The sequence below is a fragment of the Halopiger djelfimassiliensis genome (genome assembly GCF_000455365.1).
GTDB classification, from domain to species: Archaea; Halobacteriota; Halobacteria; order Halobacteriales; family Natrialbaceae; genus Halopiger_B; species Halopiger_B djelfimassiliensis.
Window position 1 is genome coordinate 599,927 of the sequence record NZ_HG315684.1, and the last position, 12,205, is coordinate 612,131.

The following is a 12,205-nucleotide window of genomic DNA, read 5'->3' on the forward strand; positions in this document are numbered from 1 at the left end:
GGTCGTCAGTCGTCCGCCGGCACCCCGGCATCGGCGGACTCGGTTTCGTCCTGTTGTTCGGCCCAGGCGAACAGGTCGCGCAGTCGCTCGCCGACGGCCTCGATCTCGTGGTCCTTCTCGGCCTGTCGAAGCTGCGTGTAGCTCGGGCGGCCGGCCTGGTTCTCGAGAATCCACTCGCGCGTGAACTCGCCGTTCTGAATCCCCTCGAGGGTCTCCTCCATGTTCTCGCGGACGTGTTCGTCGACGATCTCGTCGCCGCGGGTCAGCCCGCCGTACTCGGCGGTATCCGAAACCGAATCCCACATCTCGCCGAGCCCGCCTTCGTACATCAGATCGACGATCAGTTTGAGCTCGTTCAGACACTCGAAGTAGGCGATCTCGGGCGAATAGCCGGCGTCGACGAGCGTCTCGTAGCCGTGCTTGACCAGCGAGGTGACCCCGCCACAGAGCACCGCCTGCTCGCCGAACAGGTCCGACTCGACCTCCTCCCGGAACGTCGTCTCGATGACGCCGGCGCGGGTACAGCCGATTCCCTTCGCGTACGCGAGGGCGCGGTCGTGTGCGTCGCCGGTCTCGTCCTGATAGACCGCCAACAGTCCGGGCGTCCCTTCGTCGTTCTCGTAGTTGCGACGGACGAGATGCCCCGGACTCTTCGGGGCGACCATCGTCACGTCGACGCCCTCGGGCGGGTTGATCTGGTTGTAGTGGATGTTCAGTCCGTGGGCGAACTGCAGCGTGTCACCCGACTCGAGGTTCGGTTCGATGGCGTTCTCGTAGACCGCCGGCTGGACGGTGTCGGGAACGAGCACCGAGACGTAGCTCGCCTTCGCGGCCGCCTCGTCGGGGGTCGCGACCTCGAGCCCGTCGGCTTCGGCAGCGTCTCTCGAGGCGGAGTCCTCGCGCAGGCCGACGACCACGTCGACGCCGCTCTCGTGGAGGTTCAGCGCGTGGGCGTGGCCCTGGCTTCCGTAGCCGAGGACGGCTACCGTCTCGTCGTCGATGGTCGATACGTCCGCGTCGTCGTCGTAGTAGATGTCGGTGGTGAATTCGTCAGTCATCGGTGGCTGTATACTGTTGATCGGCGGTTCGGTTCGCCTCGTCGGCGGACTGTTCCACGGCGCTCGGTGCGGCCGTCTCGTCGGTGCCGCGGGCCAGCGCCGTCGTTCCGGTCCGGGAGATCTCCCGGATGCCGAACCGGCTGAAGGTCGCGATCGCGGCTTCGATCTTCTGGCGCGCGCCGGTGATCTCGAACGTCGCCGTCTCGGGACTCGAGTCGACGGTCGTCGCGTCGTACATGTCCGCGACGGCGTTGACCGCGGCCGGCTCCTCGGCGTCGACTTTCACGAGCGCCAGCTCCCGGCGCATGGCGTCCGGCTCGAGTTCGCGCACGGCGATGACCGGCACCAGTTTCCGCAGCTGCTTTTTGATCTGGTCGATCCCGGGATCGGGCTCCTCGACGACCAGCGTGATCCGCGCGCGGTTTTCGTCCGTCGTCGGGCCGACGGTCAGGCTCTCGATGTTGAACTGCCGCCGCGAGAACAGCCCCGAAACGTCCGAGAGCACGCCCGGTTCGTGTTCGACCAGCGCCGAGATGACGGTCCGACGGGGTTCGTGGGTCGCCTCGACCTCGGGGTCGATGCGGATCCCCTGCCGGTTTCGCCGTCCGCTCGGCGACGGTCGTTCCTCCGGCGGCGGCCCTTCCAGTCCGCGCTGGCGGTCGTCGCTCGTCATAGCTGGTCCTCCGTCAGTGCGAACTGGCCGTTGTCGCCGCCGCTTGGCACCATCGGGTAGACGTTGGCCTGCGGATCGATGTGGACGTCGATCACCGACGGGCCGTCGTACTCGAGTGCGGCCTCGATGGTGTCGGCGACCTCGTCGTAGTCGTCGATCCGGTACCCCTGTGCGCCGAAGGCCTCGGCGAGCTTGTCGAACTCGGGCATCCAGTTGTACTCCGAGGCGGCGTGGCGGCCCTCGAAGAAGGCGTCCTGCCACTGCCGGACCATGCCGATGTACTCGTTGTTGAGCACGGCGACCGTGATATCGAGGTTCTCGCGGACGGCCACGGACAGCCCCTGCATCGTCATCAGGAACGAGCCGTCGCCGTCGATACAGACGACGTCCTGCTCGTCGTCGGCCGCCAGCCGCGCGCCGATGGCGGCGGGCAGCCCGTACCCCATCGTGCCGAGACCGTGACTCGAGACCCATGTCCGCGGCTCGGTGAAGGTCCAGTACTGGCAGGCCCACATCTGGTGTTGGCCGACGCCGGTGGTCACGATGGTGTCGTCGTCGGTGGCCTCGTCCAAGGCCTCGACGACGAACTCCGGCTGCACGGGTTCGTCCTCGGGCGCGTCGTAGGCCATCGAGTAGTCCGATTTCCACTGCTGGCACTGGGCACGCCACTTCGTCGCCTGTGGCGACTCCTCGACTGCCGCGGCCAGTTGCTCAACGACGGTTTCTGCGTCCCCGACCAGCGGGTAGTCCGCGTGGATGTTCTTCGAGATCTCGGCGGGATCGATGTCGACGTGGATGACCTCCGCGTCGGGCGCGAAGGTCTCGATGCCGCCGGTCAACCGGTCGTCGAACCGGGTGCCGATCCCGATCAGCGTATCACAGTGGGTGATCGCCATGTTGGCGTAGCCGGTCCCGTGCATCCCCGCCATCTCCAGCGAGAGTTCGTGGTCCTCGGGGAACGCGCCGAGGCCGGGCATCGTGGTGATGACCGGGATCTCGTGTTCGACGGCGAACGCCCGGCAGGCCTCGCTGGCCTCGCCTTTGATGACGCCGCCGCCCAGCAGCATGACTGGTTTGTTCGCGTTCTCGATGCGCTCGGCCGCCGCCGCGACGATCTCCGGGTTCGCCCGCTCCTGGACCTCGTAGGTGTCGGGCGTTTTCGGCTCGTCCGGCTCGCTGTCCGTCTCGGCGTTGGTGACGTCTTTGGGCAGGTCGACGAGCGTCGGACCGGGCCGTCCCTCGCGGGCCAGCGCCAGCGCCTCGCTGACGTCGGTTCCGACCCGATCGGGTTCGGCCGAGAACGTGTTGTCCTTCGTGATCGGCGTCGTGACGCCGGTCGTATCTGTTTCCTGGAAGGCGTCGTTGCCGACGAACGCCGTCGGAACCTGTCCCGTCAGCGCGAGCATCGGGTCCGAGTCCATGTCGGCGTCGGCGATCCCCGTCACGAGGTTCGTCGCGCCCGGCCCGGACGTCGCCAGACAGATCCCCGGTTCGCCGGAGACGATGCCGTAGGCGTCGGCCGCGTGGGCCGCGCCCTGCTCGTGGGCCATCGTCACGTGGTAGATGTCGGAATCGTAGAGAGCGTCGTAGACGGGCATGATCGCTCCGCCCTGAACGCCGAAGGCGTACTCGACGCCCGCGTTCTCGAGGGCGCGAACGACGGCCTCGGCACCGTTGGTGACCGGCTTCGGCGTCGTCTCCGACCGCGCCTCGGCGTCGGTTTCCGTGGCCGTCTCGTCGGTAAACTGCTCGTGTTCCTGTTCCTCCGTGTCGGCTGGAGTGACCTTTGCTGCGCGTTCGCTCATCGATAGTCTCCCGCCGCAGTGCGGCGATCCGTGACTGTATAGTGTGGTGTCATCTGCTGGGTTGCTGGTCGCTGTGAGAACGGTGCGACGAATCCGGATTCGAGGTGTAGGACTAGATGAGGGGCGAGAGCGCCCCTACAATACGGATCGAAGCGAACGCGCTGCTGCCGACGACGGGCGTGCAGGTCGGCAACGAAGCGCGAACCGTCATTACTGATACCATACACCGTTCCAGGGATATAATGCTTCCGAGTCCCATGGGTCGGGCAAATCTTGCCGCGCGGCTGGGAGCGCGATAGCCGGCGCTCGCGAGCGGGTGGAAACGGGCTCGAGGAGGTCATCGCCTAGACGCGCACCTCCTCGTCCTCTCGGGTCCGCTGGCGCTCGACGTCGGCCTCCTCGGCGAATCGCTCGAGGTCGCTGACCGTAACGCGGCGCTTCTGGGCTCCGTAGTCCTTTACCCGACGGGTGACCGCACGGACCTGCTCGTCGGTGGGGTCGAACCCACACTCATGGAGGCGTTCCCGGACCGAGTGGGTGCCGGTGTGTTTCCCCATGACGAGTCGGCGCTTGGCACCGACCATCTCCGGGGTCATGACGCCGGGTTCGAAGGTGTCGGAGTTCTCGATGACGCCGGCGGCGTGGATGCCGCTCTCGTGGGAGAAGGCGTTGTCGCCGACGACGGGCTTGTTGCCCGGCGTCGCCATCCCGCTTTTCTCCTCGACGACGTTCGAGAGTTCGGTGATGCGCGTCGTATCGATCCCCGTCTCGGTCTGGTAGAGCGATTCGACGGCCATCACGAACTCCTCGTAGGCGGCATTACCCGCGCGTTCGCCGATGGAGTTGACCGACACCTGCGCTTGGTCGGCCCCCGCTTCGATACCGGCCAGCGCATTGGCCGTGGCCAGCCCGAAGTCGTCGTGGGTGTGGACGTCGATCCGCGCGTCGGTGTGTGCCGAGATCTTCTCGATCATCTCCCGGAACCGACCCGGCGTGGCGACGCCACACGTGTCGGGAACGTTGATCCAGTCGGTTCCCGCCTCGGTGACCGCCTCGATCACCTCGAGCAGGAACGCCTCGTCGGTTCGGGTCGCGTCCATCGGCGAGAACATACAGGTCGCTCCCGCCTCCGTGATGCGTTCGACCGACTCGACTGCGCGCTGTACGACCTCGTCCCGCGTGGCGTGCATCGAATCCTCGATCTGGACGTCGCTGGTGGATACGAACGTATGCACCATCTCGACGCCGGAGTCCAGCGCCGCTTCGATGTCGGCGTCGACGACGCGGGCTAACCCGCAGGTGGTCGTCGACGTCGAAGACGCGATGTCACGAACGGCCTCGAACTCCGCGTCGGAGTTGACGGGGAACCCGGCCTCGATGACGTGGGTCCCCATCTCGTCTAGGATCGAGGCGATCTGCCGTTTGTCGTCGTACGAGAACGAAGTTCCGGGCGACTGTTCACCATCCCGGAGGGTGGTATCGAAGACACGTGCTGACTCGATTTCGTCAGTAGAATCTAACGTGCCCTGGAAGAACTCGACCCCCCTGACTGGTATCAGAGGATGGGCTGTCTTGTGAAGACATTGTATCCGAATTCCAGGCGGGATGCCATATATAACTCTTGTGGTGAATGAACTGCGCTATTAGACCATGAACGATGATGATGGTAGTGACGGGATCAAAACCGCAGGACATCAACGCCATGAATGCATATATATTCCCTATTATCATACAACCCTGCGGAGCACGAGCGCCGTAATCTACCCGGCAGTGGAACGCGATAGCGGGCTGACCCGCCCCGAAACCATCGGCGAATCGCTGGCGCGCACCTTGCAGTGGACGGTCGACCACTCGAGGAGATGTTAGACGGACTGACGTTAACATACGTTCGATTACCTCCCCTTCGAGAATACATCCTCGAACAAGAGCGTCGATCGTGACACAATGTGTCCCGGTAGCTCGTCGAGACGAGCGAGTCGAAACCCGTTACTCGAGTGCGTCCCGATGTGACTCGTACCGGCTCAGATACCGCTTCTCACAGGACGGACAACAGAACGCCTTGATCTCGCCGTCGACGGTCGCCGTCACGCCGTCGTCGGTGATCGTCTTCCCACAGACGATACATTCGAGCGAGAACCCGTCGGCCGAGAGGCCGACGATCCGATCCGAACGGGCGAGCAACGTCCCGTCGTACCCCGTCAGGTCCGCCAGATCGAGTCGGGACTCGAGCCACGAGCGGACGCTGGCGTCGGGGACGGTCGCGTGGACGATCACCCGGCCGTCCATCCCCTCGAAGAGTTCCTCGACGCCGTCGAGGTCCGCTGCGGCCGCGTAGACGTCGTCGACAGCATCCGGTTTCGGCTCGAGTTCGACCAGCACCGGCGTATCCCCGCGCAGTTTCTCCCGATCGACGTCGATCGTAAACCCCTGAATGATCCCTTGCTCCTCGAGCCGCGAAATCCGATCGGAGACGGCCGGCGGGGTCAGCCCGACGTGGTCCGCGATTTCCTTGTACGGCCGCCGGGCATCGGCGGTCAGTAACTCGAGGATCTCGAGATCGGTGTCGTCGAGTTCTCGCATGCCCGGCGGTTGGAACGGCGCGACAAAGAGTGTATCCCGCCGACACGCGCCGGGGTGGCAGAACGGTCCTCCGGTCGCGGTCACCACGCGATGGCGACCGACGAGACCACCGCCCGGCTGGCGGGCCGGCTCTCGACCCGAACACACCTCGTCTCTGAGAGACAGGTCGAGGCTCGAGGCGAACGTTTTTCTCGTCACACTTCGAGGAAGGGCACATGAGCGACTTCGACCTCGATCTCCGAACGGTCGAGGAACACATCGACGAAGAACTCGATATCGAGGGGAGTATCGTCCTGGGCGTCCTCGATGGGACGACCCCGGCCGACGACTGGCTCGAGGCGATCTCGAAGGGGAACGTGCTCGTGCTCTGTGTCGACGGTGACGTCAACGAACTGGCCGCCGGCTTCGCCCGCGACGTCAGGGAAGCTGGCGGCAACCTCGTCCACTTCCGTGGCTTTCTGCTCGTGACGCCGCCGGGCGTGGACGTGAACACGGATCGACTCTGAGCTCACCGGTTTGTTTTCGGGTTTGTGCCGATCTTCGAGGGGCCGTCGGGATCGATCGCGTTTTCCCGGCGGTCCCGCTCGCCCTGCCGCCGTCGTCGGGAACGAGACCTACGTCGTAAACGTAAGGACGTGTCCGTCGGGATCGCGAACGACGACCCGTTCGTCGTCGACGCGGTCGACGCGGGCGACGCGATCCGAAACCGCCTCGAGCGCCCCGGTCGGCTCGCTGGTTTCGAACCCCAGATCGACGTGGACCCCGCCACGGGCGTCCGCGATCCCCAACTGGGGCTCCCACAACTCGAGTGCCATCGGTCCAGCCATCCGGACGCGGTTCCGGTCGTCGCCGGCGTCGACCGTCTCGAACCCCAGCTCGGTATAAAACGACGCCGCACGCTCTATCTCCTCGACCTCGAGGACCACCTCGAAGATCCCGTCGATCCCCGGGCCGGCGACGTCCTGCTGTCCGAGTTCGACGCAGTTGCGGTCGGGATCGTACAGGTACAGCGACTTCGCCGGACCGAACTGGGCTTGCTCGAGGTCGTACTCGTCCTCGAGGCGGTCCCACCACTCGTCGTACTCCGCGGCCGGAATCGAGAACGCGTAGTGGGTGTGCAACCCGCCGCGGGGAACCCCGTCCGGCCGCCGGCAGACGAGGTCCGTTTCGCCCGCCGCAAAAACGAGTTCCGTCTCGCCCTGCGTCCGGAGATCGAGCCCCAGCGTCTCGCCGTAGAACGCCCGCGCCGACTCGAGATACTTGACCTCGAGTGCGAGCCAGGACAGCCCGGTGAGCATACCTCACCCTACTCGGGGCAAGGGCATAAGCGTCGGCGGTCACGGTGACGAGAACACCCAGTTGCCGATCGGCGGCGATGCACGCCTCTACTGACACGTTTATACTCCGAGCGAGCCAACGAGGCGTATGAGCTTTCGGATCGACGAGTCATCGACCGAGTTCGCCGAGATCGATCGCTTCGACGGCGGCGTCGGCTGGATCGCCCATCCCGACGAACGGATGCAACGAGCGAGCCACGCGCTCGTCGTCGACGGCGACAAAACGGCCGGCGACGGCGACGTCTGGCTCTTCGATCCCATCGACGTCGAGGGACTTGACGAGTTGCTCGCGGAGTTCGGGACGGTCGCCGGCGTCGCGGTGCTTCTCGATCGCCACGTCCGCGACGCCGACGAGATCGCGAGTCGTCACAACGTCCCCGTCTACCTCCCCGACTTCTTCGAGGGCGTGACCGGGGGGATCGACTCCCCGGTCGCCCGGTTTTCCGACGAACTCTCCGATACCGGTCTCGAAGCACACACGGTGATCGACAACCGCTTCTGGCAGGAAACGGCCATCTACGACCCCGAAGGCGGAACGCTGCTGGTCCCCGAATCGGTCGGAACGGCCGAATATTTCCGCGCCGGCGACGAACGGCTCGGCGTCCACCCGATGTGCCGACCCGTGCCACCACGCGGAGTACTCGAGCGGTTCGCGCCCGATCGCGTGCTCGTCGGTCACGGCCCGGGTATCACCGACCGCGCGCCCGCCGCGCTCGAGAGCGCGCTCTCGAACGCGCGTCGACGGTCGCCCCGCCTGTATGCGGGGCTCGTCCGACAGGCCCTGCCGATCTAGCGCCCGGTGACGGACTCGACTCGCGTTCGAGCCCGGACACCGGCCACGGCATGAAACTCACGGGGCATACACCTAACTACGAGCTACCCGTAGCCCACACCGTGGTCTATATCACGCGCGCCCTCGTCGACGTCTTGCTCGATCTGGCCCGCGAGGCCGACCCGGACCGCGTGGCGACCGGCGTCTCGGTTACCCCTGCGAGGGATCTCGAGGGAGCCGAGGCGTTACCCCCCGACGCGCCGGTCTTTACCGACTTCCTTCTCCCCGATCCCGGCAATTCGGTCAACGCCGTCTTCGGCGTCGACCTCTCGACGCCCGCACGGGAGGCACAGGGGCGGTTCGTCTCCCATCCCATCCGGAAACTCGAGGTGACGAAACGGGACGATCTCGCACAGGTCGTCTTCGTCGCCGTGCCGCCGTGGCAGGATCGCCCGGAGTCGTTTGCCGCGTTCGATCGGGCCGGTAACCGACAGCCACTCGAGATCGTCGACGCCGAACCGACGACGCAGTCGCTCTCGCGGTGACGGCCGCCTCGAAAAACGGTGTCGAGATAGCTACCCGGTCGGCGATGGCCAGTTTCCGTCGTCGATAATGCGGTCGATGATGCTCCCGCGGTTTCGATTCCGATCGTCGTCCTCGCCGTCTCGGTCAGGCGATGGGAAGTCCGGAATGTGTGGCATATCTCGCCCCCGGGCCTAGCTAGATGCGTCGAGACGGAAAATAACCCGGGCGACGACTCGCCGGCCGCCGACCGCCACTCACGGTTCGGGCGGCCGGTTTCGGACGGCCGAACCGCTCACTCGAGGTAGCCGAGTCCGCGAAGCTGTTCGGTGATCTCTTCGAACTCCGCTTCGGTGAGGTGGCCTTCCTTCTGGTGTTGGATGACGATACTTCGAAGCAGGAACCGAACGAGATCGCTCGTACTCTGGAAACTGGTGCCTTCGATCGTCTCCTCGACGCGATCGGCGAGATCCTTCGGGATCGAAACCGTGGTGTATTCGGTCATACTGAATACTCCGTCGCAGGACCCAAATGCGTGTCGACAGGGACGACGACTCCGCCGTCTTCGTAGCGGTTTTTTATATTCGCCTGCGAATAACTGCGTATGGGAGTCCGGCCACCATCGAGCGGAGACGACGACGAACCCGAGAGTATCGAATTCGGTATCGCCGCCGTCGACGCCCGCCTCAAGGACGCTGACCTTTCCTTTCCGGCGACGAAAGACGACGTCGCGGCAGCACTCGGCCACGAACACATCCCTTACGACGTGCACGGAAACGATGTCGCCCTCGGCGAGGTTCTCGAGGCGGTCGACGCCGAGGAGTTTCAGTCCCGACAGGAGCTACTGAACGAACTCCACGAACCCTTCGAGGAGTACCGACGGCACCACTCGGGTGGCGTGTTCCAACAGGTTCGGTCGATGCTTCCCTTCTAGGTGTCGTCGTTTCGGTCTCGCTCTCCCGTCTCGCGTGTGATCCGTTCGAGTCGGCGTCGTTGTTCCCGGTGTAAGGTCACGAGCAGGTCCGAGAGCACGCCGAACATCAACAACTGGACGCCGAGCAACACCGCAGCGGCCGAGACGACCGCGAGGATTTCGTGGCCCTGCTGGTACTGGATCCATTCCCAGAGAACGTACGTCGCAACGAAGCCGCCCGCGAGAATACCGGTCACGCCGAGGCTTCCAAAGTAAAACAGCGGGTTGTTGGTCTTTGCCAGCGAGTACAGTGCCAGAACGATCGTCCCGCCGTCCTTGAGCGGGTGAAGGTTCGTCTCCGATTCGTCGGGCCGGGCGCTGTAACTGATCGGGACGACCGTCGTCTCGACGCCGTGTTTTACGCACTCGACGGCGAGTTCGGTCTCGATCGTGAAGCCGTCCGAATCGAGCGACAGGCGCTCGAAGGAGTCGACGGTAAACGCTCGGTAGCCGGACAGAATGTCCTCGTAGTCGGCCCCGTGAATGACACGGAACGCCCGATTGATCATCCGGTTGCCAAAGCCGTTGAGCGCACGCATCGCGTCGTCGTCCATGTCCGCAAACCGGTTCCCGATGACGTGGTCGTAGCCCCGCGAGAGGGGCTCGAGCATCCGATCCGCGTCGGCCGGATCGTAGGTGCCGTCGCCGTCGAGCATCAGGACGTACGGGACGGTGATGTACTCGACCGCCTCTCGAACGGCTTGACCTTTCCCGTCGCCGGACTGGGTCAGGACCTGCGCCCCGTGTTCGCTTGCGATCTCGCGCGTCTCGTCGTCCGAACCGCCGTCGATGACGACGACGTTCGTGTAGCCGTGCTCGTGAAAGCCGTCGATAACGTCGCCGATCGTCGCTGCCTCGTTCAGCGTCGGAATGAGGATACAGACCTCGTCGGCAGAGATCTCGCGCGTCCGCTCGCTCGCGGTCATGGCGACGACCTCTCCGCTGTGAGTGGTCGTTTCCGCGCGAGTCCCATCGTTCTCCATCGCCAGCCACTCATCGGTCATCCCGCAAAAGCGTACTGATAGGCGGTGCCGTTCGAGCGCGGAACTGCCCGGTGTGTCGTCGGTGGAAGCAACTCACCCGTTTCGAGTGTAACGAAAGCACGGGATCACCAGGTCAGACCCTCGTACACCTCGAGTTCGTCCTCGTCGACGGCGATTCGACGACCGTCGGCGACGATACGACGGGCCATCCCTTCGAACGCGAGGTCGTCGAACTCCGGCCAGCCGGTCGCGACGACCGCGCCGTCGGCCCCCTCGAGTGCGTCGTCGGCCGACTCGGCGTACTCGATGTCGAGGTCGGGATACCGTTCGCGAACGTTCACCATCGCGACCGGATCGTACGCCACGACCTCGGCACCGCGCTCGCGGAGATCCCGGATCACGTCCAGCGCACGCGATTTCCGGATGTCGTCGGTTCCCGGCTTGAACGCCAGCCCGAGGACGGCGATACGGCTCCTCTCGAGTGCGACGTGGGTCGCCAACAAGTCGACGAGTCGTCGAGGTTGTCCGTCGTTGACCGCGACGACCGCATCGAGCAAGTCGGGATCGTATCCCTGCTCGCGGGCACCCGCTCTGAGTGCGTTGACGTCCTTCGGAAAACACGATCCGCCCCAGCCCAGTCCCGACCGCATGAACCGGTCGGAGATCCGGTCGTCGAGTCCCACGGCCTCGAGCACGTCGTAGGCGTCAGCGCCGTACGCTTTGGCGATGTTGCCGAGTTCGTTGACCAACGAGACTTTCGACGCGAGGAAGGCGTTGTTCGCGTACTTGATGAGTTCGGCCTCTCGAACGCCGGTCTCGACGAGAGCGGTCTCCTCGCGCTCGAGAAGCGGGGCATAGAGGCTACGGAGTGTGGCCGCGGCGTCGTCGGTCGTCGCGCCGATGACGACCTTGTCCGGTTCGAGGAAGTCCTCGACCGCCGTCCCCATCCGCAGGAACTCCGGGTTCATTGCCAGTTCGATACCGTCACCGACCGCTGTCCCGGACTCGGTCTCGAGGATCGGCCCGACGACGTCCTCGGTCGTGCCCGGCAAAACCGTACTCTTGACGACGACGAGATGCTCGTCGCGTTTGTCCGCGAGTGCCCGACCGAGCGATTCCGCGCCGACCTGCATCGGTGCCAGATCGAGACTGCCGTCCGCGGTCTGGGGCGTGGGTAGACAGAGAAACGTCACGTCAGTCCCGCGAACTTCGCTATAGTCGGTAGTCGCACGGAGGGTCGTACCCGCGTGGCTCTCGATCCGTTCCTCGAGACCCGACTCGTGGATCGGCGCGTCGCCGGCGTTGATCGTGGCGACGACCTCCTCGTCGATTTCGACGTTGACGACGTGATGCCCGAGATCAGCGAGGCACGCGGCGACGGTGGTTCCGACATAGCCGCTGCCGACGATAGAAACGTCCATAGCGTTCGGCCCAACAGACAGCGCAAGAGGCTTAGTCGTTTTTGGTTCCGTCCGGACCGGGATCGGACCGTTCGTGATTCG

13 protein-coding genes are annotated in these 12,205 nt (G+C 65.0%); 4 read left to right on the forward strand and 9 right to left on the reverse strand.

The genetic code is table 11. The features are described from left to right. Positions 1-5 precede the first annotated feature (5 nt). The 5 genes from ilvC to TX80_RS03010 form a co-directional block, all read right to left on the reverse strand. Entirely contained in the window at positions 6-1,058 is a 1,053-nt protein-coding gene (gene ilvC, locus TX80_RS02990) for a ketol-acid reductoisomerase (RefSeq protein ID WP_049921382.1), read from the reverse strand. After that, the gene (gene ilvN, locus TX80_RS02995) at positions 1,051-1,731 is read right to left on the reverse strand and encodes an acetolactate synthase small subunit (RefSeq protein ID WP_049921383.1); all 681 of its coding nucleotides are present in this window, start codon (positions 1,729-1,731) and stop codon (positions 1,051-1,053) included. Before ilvN ends, ilvC begins: the two co-directional genes overlap by 8 nt. Continuing rightward, positions 1,728-3,536: a biosynthetic-type acetolactate synthase large subunit gene (gene ilvB / locus TX80_RS03000; protein WP_049921384.1), complete on the reverse strand. Its 1,809-nt coding sequence runs from the start codon at positions 3,534-3,536 to the stop codon at positions 1,728-1,730. Before ilvB ends, ilvN begins: the two co-directional genes overlap by 4 nt. Before the next feature lie 344 nt (positions 3,537-3,880). Continuing rightward, complete coding sequence (locus TX80_RS03005; RefSeq protein WP_195893042.1) at positions 3,881-5,131, reverse strand: homocitrate synthase/isopropylmalate synthase family protein; 1,251 nt, start codon at positions 5,129-5,131, stop codon at positions 3,881-3,883. Between the two features lie 391 nt (positions 5,132-5,522). After that, positions 5,523-6,116, reverse strand: a complete 594-nt coding sequence (locus TX80_RS03010; protein WP_049921386.1) for a winged helix-turn-helix transcriptional regulator — start codon at positions 6,114-6,116, stop codon at positions 5,523-5,525. Positions 6,117-6,331: 215 nt separating this feature from the next. Between TX80_RS03010 and TX80_RS03015 the strand changes: the two genes are divergently transcribed. Then, a complete protein-coding gene (locus tag TX80_RS03015) occupies positions 6,332-6,622 on the forward strand; it encodes a DUF5779 family protein (protein ID WP_049921387.1) in 291 nt (96 codons plus the stop codon). Between the two features lie 108 nt (positions 6,623-6,730). Here the strand turns inward: TX80_RS03015 and TX80_RS03020 are convergent, their stop codons facing one another. Next, positions 6,731-7,414, reverse strand: a complete 684-nt coding sequence (locus TX80_RS03020) for a VOC family protein (protein WP_049921388.1) — start codon at positions 7,412-7,414, stop codon at positions 6,731-6,733. 127 nt (positions 7,415-7,541) lie between these two features. Between TX80_RS03020 and TX80_RS03025 the strand changes: the two genes are divergently transcribed. Together TX80_RS03025 and TX80_RS03030 are read left to right on the forward strand one after the other, a co-directional pair. Further along, the gene (locus TX80_RS03025) at positions 7,542-8,246 is read left to right on the forward strand and encodes a hypothetical protein (protein WP_049921389.1); all 705 of its coding nucleotides are present in this window, start codon (positions 7,542-7,544) and stop codon (positions 8,244-8,246) included. Positions 8,247-8,347: 101 nt separating this feature from the next. Then, positions 8,348-8,770: a hypothetical protein gene (locus TX80_RS03030; RefSeq protein ID WP_049921390.1), complete on the forward strand. Its 423-nt coding sequence runs from the start codon at positions 8,348-8,350 to the stop codon at positions 8,768-8,770. Between the two features lie 272 nt (positions 8,771-9,042). Here the strand turns inward: TX80_RS03030 and TX80_RS03035 are convergent, their stop codons facing one another. Then, positions 9,043-9,252, reverse strand: a complete 210-nt coding sequence (locus tag TX80_RS03035; RefSeq protein WP_049921391.1) for a ribbon-helix-helix domain-containing protein — start codon at positions 9,250-9,252, stop codon at positions 9,043-9,045. Between the two features lie 99 nt (positions 9,253-9,351). On the opposite strand from TX80_RS03035, the gene TX80_RS03040 reads away from it, so the two are divergent. After that, positions 9,352-9,681: a DUF5789 family protein gene (locus TX80_RS03040; RefSeq protein WP_049921392.1), complete on the forward strand. Its 330-nt coding sequence runs from the start codon at positions 9,352-9,354 to the stop codon at positions 9,679-9,681. Here TX80_RS03040 and aglJ read toward each other — a convergent pair. Beyond that, positions 9,678-10,703, reverse strand: a complete 1,026-nt coding sequence (gene aglJ, locus TX80_RS03045) for an S-layer glycoprotein N-glycosyltransferase AglJ (protein ID WP_049922172.1) — start codon at positions 10,701-10,703, stop codon at positions 9,678-9,680. The two genes, TX80_RS03040 and aglJ, sit on opposite strands and share 4 nt — an antisense overlap. A 125-nt stretch (positions 10,704-10,828) precedes the next feature. Then, on the reverse strand, positions 10,829-12,124 hold the full coding sequence (aglM, locus tag TX80_RS03050; RefSeq protein ID WP_049921393.1) for a UDP-glucose 6-dehydrogenase AglM: 1,296 nt from the start codon (positions 12,122-12,124) through the stop codon (positions 10,829-10,831). Positions 12,125-12,205: the final 81 nt, after the last annotated feature.

Bases quoted from the DNA above. Each gene is read 5' to 3' on its own strand.
- ilvC (WP_049921382.1), bottom strand. From the start codon at position 1,058: ATGACTGACGAATTCACCACCGACATCTACTACGACGACGACGCGGAC.
- ilvN (WP_049921383.1), bottom strand. From the start codon at position 1,731: ATGACGAGCGACGACCGCCAGCGCGGACTGGAAGGGCCGCCGCCGGAG.
- ilvB (WP_049921384.1), bottom strand. From the start codon at position 3,536: ATGAGCGAACGCGCAGCAAAGGTCACTCCAGCCGACACGGAGGAACAG.
- TX80_RS03010 (WP_049921386.1), bottom strand. From the start codon at position 6,116: ATGCGAGAACTCGACGACACCGATCTCGAGATCCTCGAGTTACTGACC.
- TX80_RS03015 (WP_049921387.1), top strand. From the start codon at position 6,332: ATGAGCGACTTCGACCTCGATCTCCGAACGGTCGAGGAACACATCGAC.
- TX80_RS03020 (WP_049921388.1), bottom strand. From the start codon at position 7,414: ATGCTCACCGGGCTGTCCTGGCTCGCACTCGAGGTCAAGTATCTCGAG.
- TX80_RS03025 (WP_049921389.1), top strand. From the start codon at position 7,542: ATGAGCTTTCGGATCGACGAGTCATCGACCGAGTTCGCCGAGATCGAT.
- TX80_RS03035 (WP_049921391.1), bottom strand. From the start codon at position 9,252: ATGACCGAATACACCACGGTTTCGATCCCGAAGGATCTCGCCGATCGC.
- TX80_RS03040 (WP_049921392.1), top strand. From the start codon at position 9,352: ATGGGAGTCCGGCCACCATCGAGCGGAGACGACGACGAACCCGAGAGT.
- aglJ (WP_049922172.1), bottom strand. From the start codon at position 10,703: ATGGAGAACGATGGGACTCGCGCGGAAACGACCACTCACAGCGGAGAG.
- aglM (WP_049921393.1), bottom strand. From the start codon at position 12,124: ATGGACGTTTCTATCGTCGGCAGCGGCTATGTCGGAACCACCGTCGCC.